This is a genomic window from Streptomyces sp. NBC_01016 (genome assembly GCF_026341035.1).
Taxonomy (GTDB): domain Bacteria; phylum Actinomycetota; class Actinomycetes; order Streptomycetales; family Streptomycetaceae; genus Streptomyces.
The window spans coordinates 950,878-974,924 of the sequence record NZ_JAPEOQ010000002.1 but is presented as its reverse complement, the minus strand read 5'-3'; the positions used below and the strand labels follow the sequence as shown (position 1 = coordinate 974,924).

Annotated in this window: 17 protein-coding genes; 7 read left to right on the top strand and 10 right to left on the bottom strand. The window is 70.7% G+C overall.

The genetic code is table 11. From position 1 onward, the window contains the following. Positions 1 to 96: 96 nt before the first annotated feature. The gene (gene pyk, locus OG746_RS31090) at positions 97 to 1,533 is read right to left on the bottom strand and encodes a pyruvate kinase (protein ID WP_266720733.1); all 1,437 of its coding nucleotides are present in this window, start codon (positions 1,531 to 1,533) and stop codon (positions 97 to 99) included. A gap of 131 nt (positions 1,534 to 1,664) precedes the next feature. Then, positions 1,665 to 2,360, bottom strand: a complete 696-nt coding sequence (locus OG746_RS31085) for an SIMPL domain-containing protein (protein WP_266720731.1) — start codon at positions 2,358 to 2,360, stop codon at positions 1,665 to 1,667. Positions 2,361 to 2,510: 150 nt separating this feature from the next. Here OG746_RS31085 and OG746_RS31080 point away from each other — a divergent pair, with 150 nt between their 5' ends. Beyond that, positions 2,511 to 4,316 carry a bifunctional metallophosphatase/5'-nucleotidase gene (locus OG746_RS31080; protein ID WP_266720729.1) on the top strand — a complete coding sequence of 602 codons (1,806 nt, stop codon included), beginning with the start codon at positions 2,511 to 2,513 and terminating at the stop codon, positions 4,314 to 4,316. 18 nt (positions 4,317 to 4,334) lie between these two features. Here OG746_RS31080 and OG746_RS31075 read toward each other — a convergent pair whose 3' ends face one another. From OG746_RS31075 to OG746_RS31055, 5 genes are all read right to left on the bottom strand, one after another. Beyond that, on the bottom strand, positions 4,335 to 5,768 hold the full coding sequence (locus tag OG746_RS31075; RefSeq protein WP_266720728.1) for a lysine N(6)-hydroxylase/L-ornithine N(5)-oxygenase family protein: 1,434 nt from the start codon (positions 5,766 to 5,768) through the stop codon (positions 4,335 to 4,337). Further along, positions 5,765 to 7,234, bottom strand: coding sequence for a pyridoxal phosphate-dependent decarboxylase family protein (locus OG746_RS31070; RefSeq protein ID WP_266720727.1), 1,470 nt, complete (start codon positions 7,232 to 7,234; stop codon positions 5,765 to 5,767). The genes OG746_RS31075 and OG746_RS31070 overlap by 4 nt, the downstream gene beginning before the upstream one ends. Before the next feature lie 1,210 nt (positions 7,235 to 8,444). Beyond that, entirely contained in the window at positions 8,445 to 10,934 is a 2,490-nt protein-coding gene (gene pepN, locus OG746_RS31065) for an aminopeptidase N (RefSeq protein WP_266720726.1), read from the bottom strand. 177 nt (positions 10,935 to 11,111) lie between these two features. Next, a complete protein-coding gene (locus OG746_RS31060) occupies positions 11,112 to 11,435 on the bottom strand; it encodes a chorismate mutase (protein WP_266720724.1) in 324 nt (107 codons plus the stop codon). 6 nt (positions 11,436 to 11,441) lie between these two features. Next, a complete protein-coding gene (locus OG746_RS31055) occupies positions 11,442 to 12,329 on the bottom strand; it encodes a helix-turn-helix domain-containing protein (protein WP_266720722.1) in 888 nt (295 codons plus the stop codon). Positions 12,330 to 12,466: 137 nt separating this feature from the next. Here OG746_RS31055 and OG746_RS31050 point away from each other — a divergent pair, with 137 nt between their 5' ends. Further along, positions 12,467 to 14,212 carry a glycoside hydrolase family 35 protein gene (locus tag OG746_RS31050; protein ID WP_266720720.1) on the top strand — a complete coding sequence of 582 codons (1,746 nt, stop codon included), beginning with the start codon at positions 12,467 to 12,469 and terminating at the stop codon, positions 14,210 to 14,212. Positions 14,213 to 14,316: 104 nt separating this feature from the next. Here OG746_RS31050 and OG746_RS31045 read toward each other — a convergent pair whose 3' ends face one another. Continuing rightward, positions 14,317 to 17,469: an endo-alpha-N-acetylgalactosaminidase family protein gene (locus tag OG746_RS31045; protein WP_524540544.1), complete on the bottom strand. Its 3,153-nt coding sequence runs from the start codon at positions 17,467 to 17,469 to the stop codon at positions 14,317 to 14,319. A 212-nt stretch (positions 17,470 to 17,681) separates the two neighbouring features. On the opposite strand from OG746_RS31045, the gene OG746_RS31040 reads away from it, so the two are divergent. Beyond that, complete coding sequence (locus OG746_RS31040; protein ID WP_266720716.1) at positions 17,682 to 18,602, top strand: zinc ribbon domain-containing protein; 921 nt, start codon at positions 17,682 to 17,684, stop codon at positions 18,600 to 18,602. Between the two features lie 110 nt (positions 18,603 to 18,712). On the opposite strand, the gene OG746_RS31035 is transcribed toward OG746_RS31040, so the two are convergent. Both OG746_RS31035 and OG746_RS31030 read right to left on the bottom strand, forming a co-directional pair. Then, entirely contained in the window at positions 18,713 to 19,669 is a 957-nt protein-coding gene (locus OG746_RS31035) for an SDR family oxidoreductase (protein WP_266720714.1), read from the bottom strand. Between the two features lies 1 nt (position 19,670). Next, the gene (locus tag OG746_RS31030) at positions 19,671 to 20,411 is read right to left on the bottom strand and encodes an SDR family oxidoreductase (protein ID WP_266720712.1); all 741 of its coding nucleotides are present in this window, start codon (positions 20,409 to 20,411) and stop codon (positions 19,671 to 19,673) included. 131 nt (positions 20,412 to 20,542) lie between these two features. On the opposite strand from OG746_RS31030, the gene OG746_RS31025 reads away from it, so the two are divergent. From OG746_RS31025 to OG746_RS31010, 4 genes are read left to right on the top strand one after another with little or no spacing between them, the layout of a single operon-like run. Beyond that, positions 20,543 to 21,313 (top strand): enoyl-CoA hydratase family protein, encoded by a 771-nt coding sequence (locus OG746_RS31025; RefSeq protein WP_266720711.1) that lies wholly within the window; start codon positions 20,543 to 20,545, stop codon positions 21,311 to 21,313. Continuing rightward, entirely contained in the window at positions 21,310 to 22,164 is an 855-nt protein-coding gene (locus OG746_RS31020; RefSeq protein ID WP_266720709.1) for a CoA transferase subunit A, read from the top strand. Before OG746_RS31025 ends, OG746_RS31020 begins: the two co-directional genes overlap by 4 nt. Continuing rightward, positions 22,161 to 22,928, top strand: coding sequence for a CoA-transferase subunit beta (locus tag OG746_RS31015; RefSeq protein WP_266720708.1), 768 nt, complete (start codon positions 22,161 to 22,163; stop codon positions 22,926 to 22,928). The genes OG746_RS31020 and OG746_RS31015 overlap by 4 nt, the downstream gene beginning before the upstream one ends. A gap of 50 nt (positions 22,929 to 22,978) precedes the next feature. Then, positions 22,979 to 24,028, top strand: coding sequence for an NAD(P)H-dependent flavin oxidoreductase (locus tag OG746_RS31010; protein WP_266725546.1), 1,050 nt, complete (start codon positions 22,979 to 22,981; stop codon positions 24,026 to 24,028). The last annotated feature ends 19 nt before the right edge of the window (positions 24,029 to 24,047 follow it).

Below are 24,047 nucleotides of genomic sequence, written 5' to 3'. Positions count from 1 at the left end.
GTCGTCCTGGGCATGTACGGGGTTCATGCCCAGGATCATGCGTAGGGGCCGCACCCTTGTCGATGGGTCGCGGCCCCAATTACGTACAACTGCCTGCTACTTGGGGCTGTCGTCCTCGCCGATGTGGTGGATGCGGACGAGGTTCGTGGAGCCGGGGACGCCGGGAGGGGAGCCGGCCGTGATGACGACGGTGTCGCCCTTTTTGCAGCGGCCGATCTTCAGGAGTTGTTCGTCGACCTGGGCGACCATCGCGTCGGTGGAGTCGACGTGCGGGCCGAGGAACGTCTCTACGCCCCACGTGAGGTTGAGCTGCGACCGCGTTGCTGCCTGCGGGGTGAAGGCGAGCAGGGGGATCGGGGAGCGGTAGCGGGAGAGGCGGCGGACGGTGTCGCCGGACTGGGTGAAGGCCACCAGGAATTTCGCGCCGAGGAAGTCGCCCATTTCGGCTGCGGCGCGGGCGACTGCTCCGCCTTGGGTGCGCGGCTTGTTGCGTTCGGTGAGGGGCGGGAGGCCCTTGGCGAGGATGTCTTCTTCGGCTGCGGTGACGATGCGGCCCATGACCTTGACGGTTTCGATCGCGTATTTGCCGACGCTGGTTTCACCGGAAAGCATGACGGCGTCGGTGCCGTCGATGACGGCGTTTGCCACGTCGCTCGCTTCCGCCCTGGTGGGGCGGGAGTTGTCGATCATCGAGTCGAGCATTTGGGTTGCGACGATGACGGGCTTGGCGTTGCGCTTGGCGAGTTTGATGGCGCGCTTTTGGACGATCGGGACTTGTTCGAGGGGCATTTCGACGCCGAGGTCGCCGCGGGCGACCATGATGCCGTCGAATGCGGCGACGATGTCGTCGATGTTGTCGACGGCTTGGGGCTTTTCCACCTTGGCGATGACGGGGAGGTGGCGGCCTTCTTCGGTCATGATGCGGTGGACGTCTTCGATGTCGCGGCCGCTGCGGACGAAGGAGAGCGCGATGATGTCGGCTCCGGTGCGCAGGGCCCAGCGGAGGTCGGCTTCGTCCTTGTCGGAGAGGGCGGGGACGGAGACGGCGACTCCGGGGAGGTTGAGGCCCTTGTGGTCGGAGACCATGCCGCCTTCGATGACGCGGGTGCGGACGCGGGGTCCGTCGACTGCGGTGACTTCGAGGGTGACTTTGCCGTCGTCGACGAGGATGCGTTCGCCGGTGGTGACGTCTTGGGCGAGGCCGTCGTAGGTGGTGCCGCAGGTTTGGCGGTCGCCTTGGATGCCGCTTTCGACGGTGATGGTGAACTCGTCGCCGCGTTCGAGTAGTACGGGTCCTTCGCTGAATCGGCCGAGTCGGATCTTCGGGCCTTGAAGGTCGGCGAGGATTCCGACGCTGCGGCCGGTCTCGTCGGAGGCCTTTCGCACGCGCTGGTAGCGCTCCTCGTGTTCGGCGTAGGTGCCGTGGCTGAGGTTGAAGCGGGCTACGTCCATTCCGGCTTCGACGAGTGCCTTGATCTGCTCGTACGAGTCGGTGGCGGGGCCCAGGGTGCAGACGATCTTTGCTCGGCGCATACTTTCGAGCCTAAACCTTACCGACGGGTAGAGATTTGGTCGGTCATGACTACTCAACGACCTTTGCGTGAAGGGCTATTGACAAGGCTTGAATTTGGGCGACACTGCGCTCTGATGAGCGGCGGAGTGGCTCAGAGTGTCGGTGGGTGCATCGTAAAGCGGGCGTTGACCTGGGCCCGTACGCGTTGGCGTTGGGGTTCGAGGTCGAGTGCGGGGGCGGGTTCGGGTTCGGCGCCTGCGAAGGCGGCCGTGCGCATCATGGCGCGGGGCATGGCGCGGTCGGACATGGTGGGGTCGTCGGCGCCGATGTCGGCGATGTCGATGAGTGCGGCGAGGGTGGTGTCGAGGGCTTCGGCGTATTCGCGGGCGCGTTGGACGGCTTCGCGTACGGCTTGTTGCCTTGCTTGGGCGTGTACGGGTGAGGTGGGGCGCAGGGACCACCAGGGGCCTTCGACGCTGGTGAGGTCGAGGTCGGCGAGGCGGGTGGTGAGTTCGCCGAGTGCGGTGAAGTCGGTGAGGTCGGCGGTGATGTGGACGCGGCCGTGGTAGGTGCGGATGCGTTCGCCGCGGCCGCGTTTGGTGAGTTCGGGGGTGATGGAGAGGGCGCCGGTGGCGGTTGTGTCGACGGCGTCTCCGTATCCCTTGATGAGGTCGAGTACGTGGGTGTTGCGGTGGGTGAGGTCTTCGAGGGCGGTGCGGCGGTCGGTGCCGCGGGCGGTGACGGTGATGCCGATGCGGGCGAGTTCGGGTTCGGCTTCGATGTGGGCTTCTCCGCGTACCGCTATGCGCGGTGCGTTGGGGGTGGCGGTGGGGTGGTCGTTGGTCATGCGCCCACCTTGTCACTGGGCGGGGTCGGCGGTTGGTCATCGAAACGAAACCTGTTGGGGCTGTTGCGGGTTGTGGGTTCTGCGCCAGAATCTACGCGCGTTGCAACTGTTCGTTCGGGTTCGCACGTTCCGTGACTGAGGAGAGCTTCGATGCCGTTGAACCGCAGGTCCTTTCTGGAGAGATCAGCCGCGACCGGTGCGGGTGTCGCGCTGACCGGTGCCGTGGCCTCGCCGGCCGTGGCGGCGCAGCAGAGGAAGCCGAAGAAGCAGAAGCGGTACGCGTTCACGGTGATGGGGACGACGGATCTGCACGGTCACGTCTTCAACTGGGACTACTTCAAGAACGCCGACTACGTGGATGCGGCGGGCAACGCGCAGGGCCTGGCGCGGGTTTCGACGTTGGTGGATCAGGTGCGTGCGGAGAGGGGCCGAGGGAACACCCTTCTCATCGACGCCGGGGACACGATTCAGGGCACCCCGTTGACGTACTACTACGCGAAGGTCGATCCGATCACGGCGGCCGGTGGTCCGGTGCATCCGATGGCGCGGGCGATGAACGCGATCGGGTACGACGCGGTGGCGTTGGGCAATCACGAGTTCAACTACGGCATCGAGACGCTCAGGAAGTTCGAGTCGCAGTGTGAGTTTCCGCTGCTGGGTGCGAATGCGGTGGATGCGAAGACGGAGAAGCCGGCGTTTCCTCCGTACTTCATGAAGCGGCTGCGTACTCCGCACGGCAAGGATGTGAAGGTCGCGGTTCTGGGGCTGACGAATCCGGGGATCGCGATCTGGGACAAGGCGTATGTGCAGGGCGTGTTGAAGTTCCCGGGGCTTGAGGAGCAGGCGGCGAAGTGGGTGCCGAAGCTGCGGTCGATGGGCGCGGATGTGGTGATCGTGTCGGCGCATTCGGGGGCGTCGGGGCAGTCCTCGTACGGGGATCAGGTGCCGTATGTGGAGAACGCGGCGGCGAATGTCGCGAAGCAGGTGCCGGGGGTCGACGCGATTCTGGTGGGGCACGCGCACGTCGAGATCGAGCAGCAGCTGGTGGCGAACGAGAAGACCGGGAAGACGGTCGTTCTCTCCGAACCTCTGTGTTTTGCCGAGCGGTTGGCGCTGTTCGACTTCGATCTGGTCTGGGAGAAGGGTCGTTGGACCGTCGAGTCGGTGAAGGCGTCGCTGCGGAACACGAATGCGGTGGCGGACGATCCGGAGATCTCGAAGCTGCTGCGGGAGCAGCACGAGACGGTGGTGGAGTACGTCAATCAGGTCGTGGGGACGGCGAAGCAGGCGCTGACGACGGTTGATGCCCGGTACAAGGATGCACCGATCATCGATCTGATCAACAAGGTGCAGGCGGATGTGGTGACGAAGGCGTTGGCGTCGACGGAGTACGCGTCGCTGCCGGTCCTGTCACAGGCGTCGCCGTTCTCGCGTACGTCGGAGATTCCGGCGGGGGACGTCACCATCCGGGATCTGTCGAGCCTGTATGTGTACGACAACACGCTGGTGGCGAAGTTGCTGACGGGTGCGCAGGTGCGGGCGTATCTGGAGTATTCGGCGGAGTACTTCGTGCAGACGGCGGCGGGCGCGGCGGTGGATGTGGACAAGCTGACGAACGCGGGCAATCGGCCGGACTACAACTACGACTATGTGTCGGGGTTGACGTACGACATCGATATCGCGCAGGCGGCGGGTTCCCGGATCAAGAACGTGAAGTTCGACGGCAAGGATCTGGATGACGCGGCGCAGTTCGTGTTCGCGGTGAACAACTATCGGGCGAACGGTGGCGGCGCGTTCCCGCATGTGGCGTCGGCGAAGGAGCTGTGGTCGGAGTCGACGGAGATCCGGACGCGGATCGCTGAGTGGGTGACGGCGAAGGGCGTCCTCGACACGGCGGACTTCGCTTCGGTGGATTGGAAGTTGACGCGGGACGGGACGCCGGTGTTCGCGCAGTGAGCTGTAGCCGTCCGGCGGTCAGTCCTGGAGTTTGACCATGGTGCCGCGTTCCCTTGTCTGTTGTCCGGGCAGGGGGGCGCGGTTTTCGTGTCCGGTGAGGCCGAAGGTGGTGAAGGCGGTGCGCCGGGGCTGCGGGTAGGGGTCCTTGCCGGTCAGCGAGTTGAGGATGGTGGCGCTGCGCCAGGCGGCGAGTCCGAGGTCGGGGGCGCCGACGCCGTGGGTGTGGCGTTCGGCGTTCTGGACGTAGACGGAGCCTTGGACGCGGTCGTCGAGGACGAGGCGGAACTGGTCGTCGATGCGGGGGCGTTCGGAGTGGTCGCGGCGCAGGTAGGGGTCGAGGCCGGTGAGCATGCCGCTGAGGGGGCGTTCCTTGTAGCCGGTGGCGAGGACGACGGCGTCGGTGGTGAGGCGGGATCGGGTGCCCTGTTGGCGGTGTTCGAGGTGGAGTTCGACCTTGGTGGTGGCGACGCGTCCGGCGGTGCGGATGCTGACGCCGGGGGTGAGGGTGGCGTCGGGCCAGCCGCCGTTCAGGGTGCGCTGGTAGAGCTCTTCGTGGATGGCGGTGATGGTGTCGGCGTCGATGCCTTTGTGGAGCTGCCATTGGGCGGGTACGAGGCGGTCGCGTTCTGCCTCGGGCAGGTGGTGGAAGTAGTGGCTGTAGTCGGGGGTGAAGTGTTCGAGGCCGAGCTTGCTGTACTCCATGGGTGCGAACGCGTCGGTGCGGGCGAGCCAGGTGATCTTCTCGTGGCCGGCGGGGCGGGCGCGCAGGAGGTCGAGGAAGATCTCGGCTCCGGACTGTCCGCTGCCGACGACGGTGATGTGTTCGGCTGCGAGCAGGCGGTCGCGGTGGGTGAGGTAGTCGGCGGAGTGGACGACGGGGACGGTGGGTGCTTCTTCGAGGGGCCTGAGGGGTTCGGGTACGTAGGGGGCGGTGCCGACGCCGATGGCGACGTTCTTGGTGTAGGTGCGGCCGAGGGCTTCGGCTTCGCCTTCGGCGTCGAGTTGGGTGAAGTCGACTTCGAACAGGGCGCGTTCGGTGTTCCAGCGGACGGCGTCGACCTGGTGGGAGAAGTGGAGTCCGGGGAGGTTCTCGCTGACCCAGCGGCAGTAGGCGTCGTATTCGGCGCGCTGGATGTGGAAGCGCTCGGCGAAGTAGAAGGGGAAGAGGCGCTCGCGGGTCTTGAGGTAGTTGAGGAAGCTCCAGTGGCTGGTGGGGTCGGCAAGGGTCACCAGGTCGGCGAGGAACGGGACTTGGAGCGTGGCGCCTTCGATGAGCAGGCCGGGGTGCCAGTGGAAGGCGGGGCGCTGTTCGTAGAAGGCGGTGTCGAGTTCGGTGAGGGGGTGGGCGAGGGCCGCGAGGGAGAGGTTGAAGGGGCCGATGCCGATGCCGACGAGGTCGCGGGGTTCTTCGGTGGGTCGTGTTGCGGGGTTGGGGGTGGGCGCGGCTGTCATCGCGGCGTGTGTCCTTCCACCAGTTCCAGGAGGGCGGTGAGGTCTTCGGGGGTGGCGTGCGGGTTGAGCAGGGTGGCTTTGAGGTGGAGCTTTCCGTCCATGCGGGCGCGGCCGAGGACGGCGCGGCCTTCGGTGAGCAGGGTGCGGCGGATCGCGGCGATGGCTTCGTCGGTGGCGCCGGTGGGCCGGAACAGGACGGCGGTGAGGGTGGGGGTGTCGTAGAGCTCGAAGTGCGGGTGTGCGTCGATGAGTTGGGCCAGGTGGTGGGCGAGCGCGGTGACGTCGTCGACGAGGGCGGCGAGTCCGGTGCGGCCGAGGGCTTTGAAGGTGACGGCCGTTTTGAGGACGTCGGGCCGGCGGGTGGTGCGCAGGGAGCGGCCGAGGAGGTCGGGGAGCCCGGCTTCGGTGTCGTCGTCGGCGTTGAGGTAGTCGGCCTGGTGGCCGAGCGCGCCGGTTTCGGCGATGTCGCGTACGGCGAGGACGCCGGCGGCGACGGGTTGCCAGCCGAGTTTGTGCAGGTCGAGGGCGACGGTGTGGGCGCGGGCGAGGCCGTTCAGCTTGGGAGCTTCGCGGGGGCTGAAGAGGGCGCCTGCGCCGTAGGCGGCGTCGATGTGGAGGCGGGCGCCGTGCCGCTCGCAGATGTCGGCGATTTCTGGGAGCGGGTCGATGAGGCCTGCGTCGGTGGTACCTGCGGTGGCGGCGACGAGTTTGGGTCCCGGGAGTGCGGTGAGTGCCTCGTCGAGGGCGGCGGGGTCGAGGGTGCCGGCGGGGGCGGGCACGGTGACCGGTTCGGGGAGCCCGAGGAGCCAGGCGGCGCGGGCGAGGCTGTGGTGGGCGTTGGCCCCGACGAGGAGGCGGACGGGTTCGCCGGGGGCGGCGGCCTCACGGGCGAGGAGGACGGCGAGCTGGTTGGCTTCGGTGCCGCCGGTGGTGACGAGGGCGTCGGGGGTGGGGGTGGGGTGGGTGGGTGTGGTGGGGGTGGGGGTGGTGTGCTCGCGTGTGGGTGCGGGTGCGGCCTGCTCGCGTGAGGCGGGGGCGCCTGGGCCGTAGACCTCGTGGGCGAGGGTCGTGGTGACGAGGGCTTCCAGGGCGGAGGCGGCGGGGGCCTGGTCCCAGGAGTCCATGGAGGGGTTGAGCGCGCTCGCGGCGAGGTCGGCGGCGGTGGCGACGGCGAGTGGCGGGCAGTGCAGGTGGGCGGCGCACAACGGGTCGGCGGGGTCGGCGGCGCCTTCGGCGAGGGCGGTGACGAGGGTGCGCAGCGCCTCTTCGGCTCCGGCGCCGTGGACGGGCAGCAACTCCCCTACGTCGTGGTGGAGTTGCGCCGTGACGGCCTCGGGTCCGCCCGCCGGGAGTGGGCCGCCCCGGTGTGCTGCTCCCTTGTGCAGGGCGTCGAGGACGGTGGTGAGCAACGGCCGCAGGGCGTCGGGGCCTTGGGTACCTCCGGCGAGGGGCGGCGTGCTGCGCATACGGGTCCTTTGCGTGGTTGGCGTACGTGATGCCTCAGCTTGCCTTTTGCCTGCTGATGCGTCCGCCGTACCTACGAAGCTGACCCGAAAGGGGTATGGGTGGGGGCGGGGGTGGGGGGCCTGTGCTAGGGCCCTTCTGACGGATCAGGCTGGATGCGGGCGGCCGTGAATGTTCGGTGCCGGTGAGCGGGGGCTGGTGCGTGCAGCTGCAAGGCGGAGGAGGGCGTCAACGCGGAGCGTTGGCAACCGACGACAACGCCGCAGATGGGCGTGCCAGGGCCCGCGACTCCAGCAAGATCCGTCAGAAGGGCCCTAGGCCCGTCCGGGGGTGGTGCGGAGGAGGTGGCTTGCGCCGGGTGGGGTCGGCGGGGGTCGGCAGGGGTGAATCCGCCGCGCGGGGCTGGGGGTCGTCGTTCCGTCTTGGGTCATGTGCCGCTTGGCCTGTTTCCCGCTCATCTCCCACGGGGCCCTCCGGGGGTTACGGCTCGTCTCGGGCTCCGGTCAGTCCGGGGCTCCGGACCGTCCAGGACTCCGGACCGTCCGGGGCCCGGCTCCCGTGGGCCCTCACCGGGGTTGGGTCCTGAGGGCTGCGCGCCAGGTCCCGTCGCCCTGCGGACTTGTCCTCAAACGCCGGACAGGCTTGATCAGGTCGGCCTCCGCGCCGCCTGGCAGTCCACCTCCCACCTCCGACCACGGCTTCCCGCCCGTGACGACGAAGACCACCCCGCCACCGCCTGGGCAATCCGACGCCGAGCACGGATCCCCACCCGTGGCGGTGGGCCGTCACCGCATTGGGCAATCTGCCGCCTGGGGCGGCAGGGTGGGCAAGGCGGCGCACGGTGCCGCGCGCTCATTTCCTAGGCGCCGACCACGGCAATGCCGGAACCACGGTGCCGGGCAACAAGGACGGCGGGCGTCGGCCACGGCGCTGCGTTCACACCCCGGTGTGGCGTGACCAGTACAACGACCAGCGGAAACGTCCGTCACCCCGCGCGGCCGACGCCCCCGGAGGGGGCGGGTGGGTGGGAGATGGGCGGGGAAGGCATGCGGGAGCACCGGGGGCTGTGCGCCCGCTGCGCCCTTCGCCCTCCCCCAGGTGCCGTCCCCGGCGATATCCCGAAACCCCGGTTCCCGATGCCCGGCCCCGGCACGGGGCAAAGCGCCGGTGCCGCGCACCCGTTCCGAGGGCCCCGGCCCCGGTGACCCGCCCCTACGCCCCGCGCACCTTCAACGCCCGGCGCAGGTCGTCCAGTTGGTCGGAGAGTTTGCGGCGCAAGGCGGGGGTGGCGTCCGCCGCGTGCTGCTCGCCCACGCGGAGCGTGTCCGGGTCGATGGCGTAGACGGGGAACGCGTGGCGGCCCGCCGCCTCGGCGATCGCGGGGCCGCGGCGCGCGGCGAGCGCGGTGGCGTCGGTGAAGTAGCGGGGGACGTAGCCCCGCAGGAGGTCGGCTTGTTCGGGCTGCCAGAAGCCCTGTGCGGTGGCGATGAAGAGGTAGTTGGACAGGTCGTCCGAGGGGTTCGTCGTGAACATCGCGGACCACGCCTCCGCCTTGGTCTGCGGGTCGGGCAGCGCGGCGCGGCAGCGGGCTGCGCCTTCTTGCCCCGAGGCGCTGGGGTCGTGGGCGAGTTCGGCCTCGATGACGGCTTCGTCGACGGCGCCGAGGACGCTGAGCCGGCCGAGGATGCGCCAGCGCAGTTCGGGGTCGAGTTCGGGTCCGCCGGGGACGGCCCCGGAGTCGTACCAGTCGCGGATGACGTCGGCGTGCCGGGCGGCGTCGATGAGGTGGCGTACGGCGGTGAGGCGGAGCCCTGGGTGGCTGCCGTCCTCGGTGCGGCGTACGAGGTCCTCGCACAGGGTGGTGATGAGGCCGAGTGCCTCGGGCCGCTCTGCGGGGTCGGTGTAGCGGTCGGCGACCTGGGTGTGGGCGAAGGCGAGGACGCCCTGGACGAGGGCGAGGTCGCTCTCCTCGGGGAGGTGGGCGGCGACCGTCTCCAGGTAGCTGGCGGGTGCGAGTGCGCCGTCGCGGACCATGTCGCGCAGTGTGGTCCACACGATGGTGCGGGTGAGGGCGTCGGGGATGCCGGACAGGCCGCGCAGGGCGGCTTCCTCGGACGCGGTGTCGAGGCGGACCTTGGTGTAGGTGAGGTCCTGGTCGTTGGGGACGATCAGGGCGGGGCGTCGGCCGCCGAACGTCAACTCCCCTCCAGCGAAGGGGACTTCCACGTCGAGGCGTTCGCGCAGGACGAATCCGCGCGCGTCGGCGGGAGCGTGGTCGTACAGGCCGATGGCGATGCGGTGGGGGCGGCTGCCCTGTCGGTCGACGGCGAGGCTCCAGGCGCCGTCGTTCTCGGTCACCGACGTGGTGAGGGTGTCGACGCCGGTGGTGCGCAGCCACGTGTCGGCCCAGGCGTGCACGTCGCGTTCGGTGCCGGAGGCGAGGGACTCGATGAAGTCGGCGAGGGTGGCGTTGCCGAATTTGTGGCGCTTGAAGTGGGTGTTGATGCCGGCGAGGAAGTCCTTCTCGCCGAGCCAGGTGACGAGTTGGCGCAGCGCGGAGGCGCCCTTGGCGTAGGAGATCCCGTCGAAGTTGAGGAGTGCGGAGGCCGTGTCGGGCACGGATTCGGGGGCGACGGGGTGGGTGGAGGGCCGCTGGTCGGCGTCGTATCCCCAGGTTTTGCGGGCGACACCGAAGTCGATCCAGGTGTCGGTGAAGCGGGTGGCCTCGGTGAGGGTCTGGTAGCCCATGTACTCGGCGAACGACTCGTTCAGCCAGATGTCGTCCCACCACTTGAGGGTGACGAGGTCGCCGAACCACATGTGGGCCATCTCGTGGGCGATGACCATGGCGCGGGTCTGTCGCTCGGTGTCGGTGACGGCGGAGCGGTACACGAACTCGTCGCGGAAGGTGACGAGGCCGGGGTTCTCCATGGCTCCGGCGTTGAACTCGGGGACGAAGGCCTGGTCGTAGGAGTCGAAGGGGTAGGGCTCCTCGAACTTCTCGTGGTAGCGGTCGAAGCACGCGCGCGTGACGTCAAGGATTTCGTCGGCGTCGGCGTCGAGGTGGGGTGCGAGGGAGCGGCGGCAGTGCAGGCCGAAGGGGAGGCCGCGGTGTTCGGTGCGGATGGAGTGCCAGGGACCTGCGGCGACGGCCACCAGGTAGGTGGAGAGGAGGGGGGTGGTGGCGGCCTGCCAGCGGCCCTCCCCCACGTGTTCGGTGGTGCCGTTGGCGAGGACGGTCCAGCCTTCGGGGGCGGTGACGGTGAGGTCGAAGGTCGCCTTCAGGTCGGGCTGGTCGAAGGCGGCGAAGACGCGCTGCACGTCTTCCATGAACAGCTGCGTGTACGTGTACGTCTCGCCGTCGGTGGGGTCAGTGAAGCGGTGCATGCCCTCGCCGGTGTGCGAGTAGCGCATGGAGGTGTCGATGCGCAGCTCGTGGGCGCCTTCGGTGAGGCCGGTGAGCGGGAGCCGGTTGTCGGTGAGGGCGGCGGGGTCGAGGGGCTGCCCGTCGAGGGTGGCGGAGCGCAGGGTGGCGGGCTTGAGCTCGACGAAGGTGTCGCCCGCGGTGTGCGCGGTGAAGCGGATCGCGGTGCGGGAGTCGAAGGTGTCGTCCCCGACGGTGAGGTCGAGGTCGACGGTGTATCGCTCGACGTCGATGAGCTGGGCTCGGGTCTGCGCTTCGCTGCGCGTCAGTACGGGCATGCGGTAATGCTGCCGCATGCCACTGACATCGGGACAGGGTGGATCATGTGGCGGTTCGACGGGGTTGCGGCCTCGGGGCTCCGCCCCGGACCCCGCGCCTCAAACGCCGGCGGGGCTGGAAAGATCGGGGCTCCGCCCCGGACCCCGCTGCTCAATCGCCGCAGGGGCTTAAATGGGTCACCGTTTCGTGTCCTCCGCGATGAGTTCGTGGTGGCGGATGACCTCGCTGATGATGAAGTTGAGGAATTTTTCGGCGAAGGCCGGGTCGAGTTTGGCGTTCTCCGCGAGTTGGCGCAGGCGTTCGATCTGGCGGGATTCGCGGGCCGGGTCCGCCGGGGGCAGGTCGTGGTGGGCCTTGAGGTGGCCGACCTGCTGGGTGCATTTGAAGCGCTCGGCGAGCATGTGGACGACGGCGGCGTCGATGTTGTCGATGCTGTCGCGCAGGCGGGCGAGCTCGGCGCGCACGGCCGGGTCGACCTCGTTCGGCTTGCTGGTGGTCATGACGGATCAGCCTACGTGGAGCATGGGTGGGTCGTCGGGGTCGGGGATCTTGTCGGACCAGCCGCCGGGCACGGCGCGGCCCTGTTGTTCGCGGAAGCGGACGGGTGCGGTGCCGACGCGGCGGGTGAACAGGCGGGAGAAGTAGGCGGGGTCGTCGTAGCCGACGCGGCGGGCGACGGCGGCGACGGGGAGTTCGGTGGCGGCGAGGAGTTCCTTGGCGCGGCCGAGGCGGATGCCGAGGAGGTAGTCCTTGGGGCTGCAGCCGGCGCCGCGGCGGACGGCGGTGCGCAGTTCGGCGGGGGTCATGCCGTGCCGTGCGGCGTGTGCGGCGACGGAGAGGGGCTGGAAGGCGTCGCGGGCGAGGGCCTGGAGGACGGGGTGGCCGTCGGGGGCCAGGTCGGCGCGGGCGCGGCGCAGGGCGACGAGGAGTTCGTGGACGGCGGCGCCGGTCTCCACTTCGAGGAGCGGGTTGCCGCGGCGGGCGGCGCGGGCGATGCGGCCGACGGCGGCGCGGGCCTGGGCGGCGTCGGAGAGGGGGACGACGGGGCGGTCGGGTTCGATGTAGCCGAGTTCGGTGTAGGTGGTGGTGGCGGGCCCGGTGAAGTCGACGAAGCACTCGTCCCAGCCGGTGTCGGGGTCGGCTCCGTAGTGGTGGGGGCGGCCGGGTGCGAGCCAGATCAGGGCGGGTGCGGTGACGGTGCGGCGGGGTCCTTCGGTGTCCTGGTACCAGCCGCTGCCCGCGGTGACGACGACGGCGACGTGGTGGTCGAGGGTGCGGGGTCCGACGGTGGGCAGTGGCCCGTGCTGGAGTCCGACGCCGAGGCAGACGAGGCCGAGGCGGTGGTGGGCCGGGCTGGGCGTGAAGTACCGCATCCAGGTGTGGTACGTGGGCATTTGTCCCCTCCCGTGGTGGTGCGTGCGGGCGTCCCCGTCCAACACCGGCCGATCTTTGTCCATGGACCCCGTCGGCCGCCAGAGGTGAGGGTGGCGGCCGGTGGGTGCCGCGCCCATCGGGCAAAGAGGAGCACGTGATGACGGATTTCCGGGTGGGCGGGGACGGCTTCGAGGTGGACGGGCGGCCGGTGCGGCTGCTGTCGGGGGCCTTGCACTACTTCCGGGTGCACGAGGAGCAGTGGGCGCACCGGCTGCGGATGCTGCGGGCGATGGGCCTGAACTGTGTGGAGACGTACGTGCCGTGGAATCTGCACGAGCCGCGCCCCGGTGAGGTGCGCGACGTGGCGGCGGTGGGGCGCTTCCTGGATGCGGCGCGGCGGGAGGGGCTGTGGGTGATCGTGCGGCCGGGGCCGTACATCTGCGCGGAGTGGGAGAACGGGGGGCTTCCGCACTGGGTGACGGGGCGGCCGGGGGCGCGGGTGCGGACCGGGGACGCGGAGTTCATGGCGGCGGTGGAGCGCTGGTTCGGGGTGCTGCTGCCGCAGATCGTGGAGCGGCAGGTCGACCGGGGCGGCCCTGTGCTGATGGTTCAGGTGGAGAACGAGTACGGCAGTTATGGCTCGGACCACCGTTATCTGCGGGCTCTTGCCGATCTTTTGGTGGGGCTCGGGGTGACGGTGCCGCTGTTCACGTCGGACGGGCCCGAGGACCACATGCTGAGCGGGGGTTCGGTTCCTGGGGTGCTGGCGACGGTGAACTTCGGCTCCCGCGCGCGTGAGGCCTTCGAGGCGCTACGTAGGCACCAGGCCACGGGGCCTTTGATGTGCATGGAGTTCTGGTGCGGCTGGTTCGACCACTGGGGTGCGAAGCACGTCGTGCGGGATCCGCGGGAGGCTGCGCAGGCGCTGCGGGAGATCCTGGAGTGCGGGGCGTCGGTGAATCTGTACATGGCGCACGGCGGGACGAGTTTCGGGGGTTGGGCGGGCGCGAACCGGGGTGGCGGCGAGCTGCACGAAGGGCCGCTGGAGCCGGATGTCACGTCGTACGACTACGACGCCCCGATCGACGAGTTCGGCCGCCCCACGGAGAAGTTCTGGCTGTTCCGGGAGGTGCTCGCCGCGTATGCGGAGGGACCGTTGCCCGAGGTGCCGCCGCAGCCCCAGGCCCTCGCGGGTCCGGTCACGGCCCATCTGACGGCGTTCACGTCCCTGGACGGGGTGTTGGAGGCGCTGGGCGGTCCTGAGGCGGAGTACGCGGTGCCGCCGTCGTTCGAGGACCTCGACGTGGACCGTGGCCTGGCGCGGTACGCGGTGACGGTGCCGGGGCCTCGGCAGCCGTATCCGCTGCGGGCGCGCGGGCTGCGGGATCTGGCTCTCGTGTACGTCGACGGGGAGCGGGCCGGGGTGCTCACGGAGGAGGAGCCCGCCCTGGCCGAGCCGGTTGCGGGGCACGCGCGCGTGGAGCTGTGGGTGGAGTCCCTGGGGCGGGTCAACTACGGGCCGCGCACGGGTGAGTCGAAGGGGATCACGGGCGGGCTGCTGCACGAGCGGCAGTTCCTGCACGGGGTGCGGGCCCGTGGGCTGCGCCTGGACGCGTTCACGGCTTCCGGGGTTGCCGGGCTGCCGTCCGCGGCGGCCGAGGGCGAGGGGCGGGGCCTGTACCGGGGGTCGTTCCAGGTGTCGGGGGCCGGGGACGCGGCGCTCGAACTGCCGGGCTGGGGGCGGGGGTTCGTGTGGGTGAACGGGTTCTGTCTGGGCCGCTACTGGTCGGCTGGACCGCAGGACGCTCTGTATGTGCCGGGTCCGGTGCTGCGCGAGGGCGTGAACGAGGTGTGGGTGCTGGAGCTCGATCGGGCCGGGGAGCCGCGGGTCGTGTTGCGTTGACGCGGGCGGGCCCCGGGGGCGTACCCCGGGGCCTGCCTCGGCGCCTCAGGCGATCCGCCTCAGGCGATCTCGGTTCAGGCGATCTCGGTTCAGACGATCTCGGCTCAGACGATCTCGGTGACCTCGAAGGCGTCCAGGGCGAACTCGGCGGTGCCGTCGTCGCCCGTCTTGCGCAGGCCCACCCAGGCCTCCCCCTTGTCCGGTGCGGTGAACTCGTAGGTGAGCGTCGCGGGTTGGGTGGCCACGGGCAGGTCCTCGCGGGACAGTTCCTTGGCCTCCGGGCTGTCGGCCGCGGTGATCCAGGCGTACTGGCCGGCCTTCTCGTTCTCGTAGCGGAAGGAGACCCGGTACCGCTTGCCGGGCTCGAAGCGGGCCGTGTGCGGGACGGTGCGGTAGACGAGGCCGGTGTTCTCGCCGCGCGACTTGAGGGACTGGGTGCCGTCGACGACGTCGTCGATCGCCTTCCCGTTCCAGCCGCGCTGGGTGTACGGCGCGTGCCGCTGGGCGATGTGGGTGCGCGGGTCGGTGGAGCCTCCCGCGTCGCCCTTCACGAAGGGGCCCCAGCCCTGGGGGACGTGTTCAAAGTCCTCGTGGGCCACGGTTCCGGCGGGCAGGTTCGGTGCGGGCGCCTTCACGATGCGTACATTGTCGAAACGGACCCGCGCCGAACCGGCCGCGGCGCGCAGGGCGAGGGTGACGGGGCCGCCGCCGGACGGGACGGTGAAGTACGTGGTCATCCGCTGGAAGCGGGTGTCGTGCTTGCGGTCGGCGGCCACGTGGTTGCCGGCGGTGGAGGTGTCGGTGCGGTTCGCGGCGGTCACTCCGTCGACGGTGCGCACCTCCAGGGTGGCCGTGCGCCGCTCCCCCGCCTTGGCGCCGACCTCGACCTGCACGGACGCGGCGTAGCTGCCGGGGGCGAGCCGGGTCAGGCGCTGAGAGACGGTGGCGGCGGCGCCGGGGCCGATGACGAGTTCGTGGTCGCCGAGGTCGCTGCGCTCGACGGAGGCGGGCCCGGTGACCGTCCAGCCCTTCAGGGAACCGGAGTTGAAGCCCGGGTCGCGCAACGGGGTGCCCTGGCCCCAGTCGGGCGTGCGGTCGAGGTCGGTGCGGTCGCGGTAGAGGACGTAGGGCCGGTCGGCGTCGGCCTTCAGCGTCACCTTTCCGCCGGACACGGTGACGTACGAGTCGAAGACGCGGCCCTGGTCGGTGAGCCGGTACAGGGCCACCTTGGACCTGCTCTCCCACGCACGCGGGAGCCGCCAACTGGTGCTGCCGCCCTGCGGGTTGTAGTGGTACAGCTTCGTCGGGTCGGTGGCTCTGCGCGGTTCCCAGGGCAGCAGATAGGTGCCGGCGTCGTAGACGAGGCGGCCGTCGGTGGTGATGCGGCGGGCGCCGGAGGCGTCGGTGACGCTCGTCTTCGTGGCGCCGGAGAACGTGATCTCGTGCTCGCCCCAGGTCTTGATCGGCTGCGCCTGGAGGTACTTGGCGGGCAGCGAGTGCGTCCAGATGAGGCGGTAGAAGTCCGTCCAGTCGGTCTTGCCGGTCCAGCCCTCGAAGTTGCCCATGCGGGCGACGCCGAGGAGGGTGGGCCACTTGTCGGCGAAGACGTCCTTCTGGTGGTGGCGGATGAAGCGGATCAGCTTCGAGTTGATGCCGCGCGAGGTGTCGGGGCCGTAGTCGGTCTCGGTGGCCCAGTGCGACCAGAGCGAGGACCTCTCGAACCCGTGGCCCCATTCGGACGTGACGTTCCAGCCCTGGTCGCGGAAGGCGCGCTGGAGGCGGTCGGAGGTCCAGCCGGACTCCCGGAACACGTCGATGTAGAGGGTGTTGAGGCCGTCGTCGGTGTCGCGGCGCAGGTCGGCGAAGCGCCCCACGATGTCGCCGGAGACGAGGTCGCGGCGCTGGTCGATGCGGTAGCTCTGGTCGAGCCAGTCCCACTGCTCGTCGCTCTTGTCGACGAGTTTCTCGGAGAAGGCGTTCGCGACGGGGTAGGACTCGGTGGCGTTCACGTGGACGGCGAAGTCGCTGTTCCACTTCTTGCCCTCGCGGACCAGGGTGTTGAGATCGTCGAGGCCGCCCGCGCGCGCGTTGTAGTTCCCGGCGTAGTCGGGGTGCGCGGAGTCGTGGCCCTCGGACTGGTAGCCCTTGAGGAGGGTGTACTGGCGCAGCCCGTCGGTGGCCAGGTGGATCCGTTTGACGTTGTCGAGGGTCGCGAGGAACGGGTTGGTGGCCTGTGACGCGAAGTTGAACGGGATGTGCGGGACGACCCGCAGATGCTGCTCGTCGGCGCCGCGCGGGGTGTGGGCGATGTCGCGGAAGGCGATGGCGGCGTCCTGCCAGTCGACCTTGCCGTCGCCGTTCCGGTCGCCCGTCACGACGACCGTCGCGTACGGGAGGGGTTCGGTGGCGTCGACCGGGGCGGTGGCGGCGCGGTGTGTCCACTGGCCGGGGGCGAGTCGGGCGGCGGTGTGGCCTTCGCGGCGCACGGTCTCGCGCCACAGGCGGCCGTTCTCCCAGGTGGTTCCGGCGGCGCCGTCGGGCTTGTCGTAGCTGGTGTTGGTCTCGATCGCGCCGCCGAGCCTGTCGTGGGCGACGACGGCGTAGGCGCAACCGGTGGGCGCCTGGGCGGCGCTGTCGGTGGTCGGGGTGACGAGGGTGTCGCCGCTCTTGGCCTTGTCGAGCTGCACGGTGGCGGCGAGGAGGGCGGCGCCGGGCTGGTCGCTGCGGACGGACAGCAGGGCGAGGCCGGGGAACTGGAGGGTGCCGACGCGCAGTTGCGCCGTGTCACTGATCTTCGTGACGCGCCAGTCGACCTGGTGCCCCTCGACGGCGATACGGACGTCGATGGTGGTGCCGCCGGTCAGAGTGAGGCGGTAGTCGGCGCGGTCGGCGGCGGGCGTGCACGTCACCTTCGGGGTGTGCTCGGCGCCGTCGATCAGGAGCGTCGTGACCGGGTCGGGCTGTGCGTGCAGGACGGCGCCGGTGGCGCGGTCGGTGTAGGAGACGACGAGGGGGAAGGCGGTACTGACGCGGACGTCGAGGCCCCGGGAGCGGATGACCGCTCCGTCGGCGGCGGTCGCGGTGGCCGGGGCCGTGGGGGTCGCGGCGCGGGCCGTGCCGGTCAGGGCGAGGCCGAGTGCGGCACCGGCCCCGCCGACCGCCCCGGCGGCGACGAGGGATCTGCGGCTGGGGCCGGGCGTCGCGTCCCGCGGGTCGCTGCCGGGTCGGGCCGGCCGGCCGGGGCGGCCCGGCTCCACCTCCTCGCCCCTCGAACTCTCCGAGTTCTCCGACGGCTGGCCTTGGGGCTGCTCGGGCACGGCGCACTCCTTCTCACGGCGGCTTGGCGTGTCGATCACGATGCGCCGGGCGGGGCGGGAGAGCCCATGGACAAAGGGGCGGCAGGTCTTGGATTAATGGCCGTACTCTGGAGGCGCCGGGTACCGGCCCGGCGGACCCAGGGGGTGCGCGCGTGGCGGACGGCGGACCGGTGGTGCACGGCTATCCACATCTGGAGACGGTGCGGTCGGCGATCACCGCGCTCTACAAGCGGCTCTCCTACGACTCGGTGCACACGTTCTCGTCGAGTGTCGCCCCGGTCGATGTGGCGTTCAGTGACGTCGACGATCTGTATCTGGGTGTGCAGCGGGTGGCGCGTGAGCTGGTGCGGCACTATCGGCTCCCGGACGCGCGGATGATCGTGAGTTTCCGGGAGATGCGGCATGCGGCGAGCGTGGAACTGGCGGCGGGCCCCGAGTACTTCATCGAGTTGAACGACCGGTTCCGTACGCATCGCCGGGACATCGGCGCGGCGCTCGCCCACGAGATCATGCATGTGTATCTGCACCGTCTTGACCTGTCGCTGCCGGGGACGCGGGACAACGAGATCCTGACCGATACGGCGGCCACGTATCTGGGTGCGGGCTGGCTGTTGCTGGACGCCTTCCGGGAGGATGCGGCGTCCTCGCAGAAGCTGGGCTATCTGACGCCCGAGGAGTTCGGGTACGTGCTCGCGAAGCGGTCCCTCGTCTTCGGTGAGGGGCCGGAGACGTGGTTCACGAGTCCGCAGGCGTACTCGGCGTACGAGCGGGGTCTTGAGCAGGCGCGGCGGGACGAGCGGCAGCCGCCGATGACCGCGGCGGGGTGGGCGGGGCGGCGGCGTTATGCGAAGGACCGCCGGTACGCGCAGGACCATGGGCCGCGCGGGCTCGACCCGGCGAGCCCCTACACGTTCTCGGCCGCGGCCGACGGCGACGGGGCGTCGCGGCGGGGTGGTGGGCTGCGGGTGGCGTTCGCGTGCCCGACGTGTCATCAGCGGATCCGGGTGCCGGTGCGGGGCCGGGTGCGGGCGCGGTGCGCGCTGTGCCGGACGGTGTGGGAGTGCGACACGTAGGCGCACCGCGCGCCTCTTGAAGACGCGCCTCCAGAAGGCGGCTACGGCGCTGCGGCGGGAGAGTGCGTGGCCGAACTCCCCCGCCGAACCGCCGAACCGCCTCGCGAGCGTCACGACGCCCCGTACACACCCCCCGGCACGGCCGCGCGCGCCAGCAGCTCACGGGCCACGTCCCCCGCGCCCACCGGCGTCCACCGCTCCTCCTTGTCGACGGTCGGGCCCGGCCGCCAGCCCTCCATCACGGTGATCCGGCCCGCCTCCACCTCGAAGACCCGCCCGGTCACGCCGTCCGCCGCGGCCCCCGAGCCGAGCCATACGACCAGCGGCGACACGTTCTCCGGCGCCATCGCGTCGAAGGCTCCGGACCCGGGTGCCGCCATGGTCTCGGCGAACGTCGCCTCGGTCATCCGGGTGCGGGCGGCCGGTGCTATCGCGTTGACCTGCACGCCGTAGCGCCCCATCTCGGCGGCCGCGACCAGGGTCAGGCCGAGGATCCCGGCCTTCGCCGCGCTGTAGTTGCCCTGCCCGACGGACCCCAACAAGCCCGCTCCGGAGGACGTGTTGACGACCCGGGCCGCCGGTGTGCGTCCGGCCTTCGACTCCGCCCGCCAGTACGCGGCGGCGTGCTTGAGCGGCAGGAAGTGACCCTTGAGGTGGACCCGCATCACGGCGTCCCAGTCGTCCTCGTCGAGGTTGACAAGCATCCGGTCGCGCAGGAACCCGGCGTTGTTCACCAGTGTGTCGAGGCGCCCGAAGGTGTCGACGGCCGCCGCGACGAGCGAGGCGGCACCTTCGGAGGTCGCTATGTCCCCGCCGTGCGCCACGGCCTCGCCGCCGGATGCCCGTATCTCCTGGACGACTTGGGCCGCCGGGCTGTCCGGGGCGGGGGCGCCGTCCAGGCCCACCCCCAGGTCGTTCACGACGACCTTCGCGCCCTCGGCCGCGTACGCGAGGGCGTGCGCGCGTCCGAGTCCGCGGCCCGCTCCCGTGACGGCGACCACCCGCCCCGCGCACAGGCCTCCGCCACCGGCTCCACCGTCTTCGCCGACCGGCTTCGCATCCGTCATCTCACGCCTCCTTGTTGGCAGTTGCCGCGTCCAGGAACGCGGGGAGCTCGCCGCCGCCGTGCATCAGCAGGCTCGCCCCGGTGATGTACGAGGCGGCGTCCGACGCCAGGAACACGGCGGCGTCGCCGACCTCGCGCGGCTCGGCCAGGCGCCCCATGGGCACGGTCGCGCCCACCGCGGCGATGCCCGCCTCATCGCCGTAGTGCAGTTCGCTCAGTTCGGTACGGACCATGCCGAGCACCAGGGTGTTCACCCGTATTCGGGGCGCCCACTCCACGGCCATGGACCGCGCGAGGTGCTCCAGGCCCGCCTTCGCCGCCCCGTACGCCGCGCTGCCCGGCGAGGGGCGACTGCCGCTGACGCTGCCGATCATCACGATCGAGCCGCGCGCGGCGTCGAGCTTCTCGCGGGCGGCCAGGGACGCGGTCAGCGCCGCCGTCAGATTCAGCTCGAGCACGCGCGCGTGCCGGACCGCGTCCGCCTCGGCGAGCGGGCGGTACGGCGTGCCCCCCGCGTTGTTCACCAGCACGTCCACCCGGTCTAGGCCCGCGAACAGCTCCTCCACGGCCGCCGCGTCCCGCAGGTCGACCGGTATGAACTCGCAGCCGTCCAGCGGCTCTTCGGGCGGTCTGCGGGCGCAGATGATCACTCGCGCCCCGGCCCGCGCGAAGGCCCCGGCGATCCCGGCGCCCACTCCTCTCGTGCCGCCGGTGACGACGACGACCCGACCGCTCAGATCCATCCCGGACCCCTTCCCGACCCTTTCGGGTCCACTTGCGCCGACCGCTGCCCGCCCCATTCCGCTCCCCCTCGCCGCCTGCTACCGTCATCGACGTACCAAACAAACGTTAGGTGGAAAGGTAGCTGAACGCCATGGGTGTCTCCACCTCCTCACCCGAAAAGGGCATCGCCGTCGTCACGGTCGACTTCCCGCCCGTCAACGCGCTGCCGGTGCAGGGCTGGTACGACCTGGCGGACGCCGTGCGCGCCGCGGGCCGCGATCCCGATGTGCGCTGCGTCGTGCTGACCGCGGCCGAGACCTCCCGTGGGTTCAACGCGGGGGTGGACATCAAGGAGATGCAGCGCGAGACGGCTGCGGCGGGCGGCGGCCACAGCGCGCTTCTCGGCGCCAACCGCGGCTGCTACGAGGCGTTTTCGGCGGTGTACCAGTGCGAGGTCCCGGTGATCGCGGCGGTCGCCGGGTTCTGCCTGGGCGGCGGCATCGGACTCGTGGGGAACGCGGACGCGATCGTGGCGAGCGACGACGCGACGTTCGGCCTGCCCGAGCTGGACCGTGGCGCGCTCGGCGCGGCCACGCACCTGTCCCGCCTCGTCCCGCAGCACCTGATGCGCGCACTGTTCTATACATCCCGTACGGCCACGGCCGCCGAACTGCAGGCGCACGGGTCGGTGTGGCAGGTCGTGCCGAGGGGGCAGCTGCGCGAGGCGGCCCTGGAGCTGGCCCGCGACATCGCCCGCAAGGACGGCTATCTGCTCCGCCTCGCCAAGTCCGCGCTCAACGGGATCGACCCGGTCGACGTGCACCGCAGCTACCGCTTCGAGCAGGGCTTCACCTTCGAGGCGAACCTGAGCGGGGTCGCCGACCGGGTCCGCGACACCTTCGGACAGGAGACCGAGCGATGACCACACCGGACAAGAGCATGACGCCCGACGAGGTGGTCGGGCGGCTGCGCAGTGGCATGACGATCGGCATCGGCGGCTGGGGCTCGCGCCGCAAACCCATGGCGCTGGTGCGGGCGTTGCTGCGCAGCGATGTCACGGACCTGACCGTCGTCTCGTACGGGGGCCCGGACGTCGGGCTGCTCGCGGCCGCCGGGAAGATCCGCAAGCTGGTCGCGGCGTTCGCGACGCTCGACTCCATCCCGCTCGAGCCGAACTTCAGGGCGGCGCGCCAAAACGGCGCGTTCGAGCTGATGGAGATCGACGAGGCGATGTTCATGTGGGGGCTGCACGCGGCGGCGAACCGGATGCCGTTCCTGCCCGTGCGGGCCGGGATCGGCTCGGACGTCATGCGGGTCAACCCGGGCCTGCGGACGGTGACTTCGCCGTACGAGGACGGGGAGACGTTCGTGGCGATGCCGGCGCTGCGCCTCGACGCTGCTCTGGTGCACGTGAACCGGGCGGACCGCGCGGGCAACGGCCAGTACCTGGGCCCTGACCCGTACTTCGACGATCTGTTCTGCGAGGCGGCGGACAGCGCGTACGTGTCGTGCGAGCAGTTGGTCGACGGCTTCGGGGCGGACACCGTGCCGCAGACGCTGCTGGTCAAGCGGCATTCCGTGACGGGTGTCGTGGAGACGCCGAACGGGGCGCACTTCACGTCCTGCGTGCCCGATTACGGCCGCGACGAGGCGTTCCAGAAGCTGTACGCGAGCACGCCCTGGCCCGAGTTCGCCGAGCGGTTCCTGCCGCCCGGCGGTGACGAGAAGCAGTACCAGTCCGCCGTCCAGGCCTGGCACGAGGAGCAGAAGTGAGCGTCACCAGCAGTGTCACCGCTACGGATGTGTCCCGCGCCGAGTACTGCGTGATCGCGTGCGCCGAGGCCTGGCGGGACAACGGGGAGGTGCTGGCGAGCCCGATGGGACTGATCCCGTCCGTGGGGGCGCGCCTGGCCAAGCGCACCTTCTCCCCCGGCCTGCTGCTGACCGACGGCGAGGCGATGGTGGTCGGGCTCGACGGCGCGGCGGAGGGCTGGCTCCCGTACCGGCAGCATCTGACGATGGTCACCGGCGGGAAGCGGCACGTGATGATGGGCGCGAGCCAGATCGACCGGTTCGGCAACCAGAACATCTCGTGCATCGGCGACTGGGAGCGGCCCGACCGGCAGCTCCTCGGGGTGCGCGGCGCCCCGGTCAACACGCTGAACAATCCGGTGAGTTACTGGGTCCCCAAGCACAGCCGCCGGGTCTTCGTCGAGAAGGTCGACATGATCAGCGGGGTGGGCTATGACAGCGCGGCCGCGGCGGGCCCTTCGGCGACGCGGTTCCACCGCATCCCCCGTGTCGTCACGAATCTGGCCGTCCTGGACTTCGACACCGAGGACCACGCGATGCGGCTGGTCTCCGTGCATCCGGGCGTCACGGTGGAGGAGGTCCAGGAGGCGACGGGGTTCGCACTGGTGCTCCCGGAGGGCGGCGAGGTGCCGCGCACGCGGGAGCCCACGGCCGCGGAGCTGCGGCTGATCCGGGAGGTCATCGACCCGAAGGCGACGCGGGACCGGGAGGTCAAGCCGGTATGACGCCACCCACGCCGCCTTCCGAACCGGCCCCGGCCTCCGCCGCGTTCACGATCCCGACGCCCCTGACCCGGCTCACCGGCGTGCGCCACCCCATCGTGCAGACCGGCATGGGATGGGTCGCGGGGCCTCGCCTGGTGTCGGCGGCGGCGAACGCGGGGGCGCTCGGCATCCTCGCGTCCGCCACCATGACGCTCGACCAGCTGCGCTCCGCCGTACGCGAGGTGAAGTCGCGCACGGACCAGCCCTTCGGGGTGAACCTGCGGGCCGACGCGGGGGACGCGCGCGAGCGGGTCAAGGTGATCGTCGACGAGGGCGTGAAGGTCGCCTCGTTCGCGCTGGCCCCCTCGCGCGAGCTGATCGCCGAACTGAAGGACGCGGGCGCCGTCGTGATCCCCTCGATCGGGGCGCGCCGGCACGCCGAGAAGGTCGCGGCGTGGGGCGCGGACGCGGTGATCGTGCAGGGCGGCGAGGGCGGCGGGCACACCGGCGAGGTGGCGACGTCGGTGCTGCTGCCGCAGGTGGTGGACGCCGTCGACATCCCGGTGGTCGGGGCGGGCGGCTTCCGCGACGGCCGGGGCCTGGTCGCCGCGCTCGCCTACGGGGCGGCCGGGGTCGCCATGGGGACGCGTTTCCTGCTGACGTCGGACTCGACGGTGCCGGACGCGGTGAAGGCGAAGTATCTGGCGGCGAGCGTCAAGGACGTCACGGTGACGACGGCGGTGGACGGCCTTCCGCACCGCATGCTGCGCTCGGAACTGGTCGACTCCCTGGAGAACGCGGGGCGTACGCGCGCGTTGCTGCACGCCGTGCGTCGTGCCACGGGCTTCAAGAAGCTCTCGGGCCTGAGCTGGCCGCAGATGGTGCGGGACGGCCTCGCCATGAAGCACGGCAAGGACCTCACGTGGAGCCAGGTGCTGCTGGCCGCGAACACCCCGATGCTCCTGAAGGCCTCCATGGTCGAGGGCCGCACCGACCTGGGCGTCATGGCCTCGGGCCAGGTCGCGGGCCTCATAGAGGACCTGCCCAGCTGCGCGGAGCTGGTCGACCGCGTGATGACCGAGGCCCGTAAGACGCTGGAGTCCCTCCCCACCCCACCCTGACCGGGCACGACAACGGCCC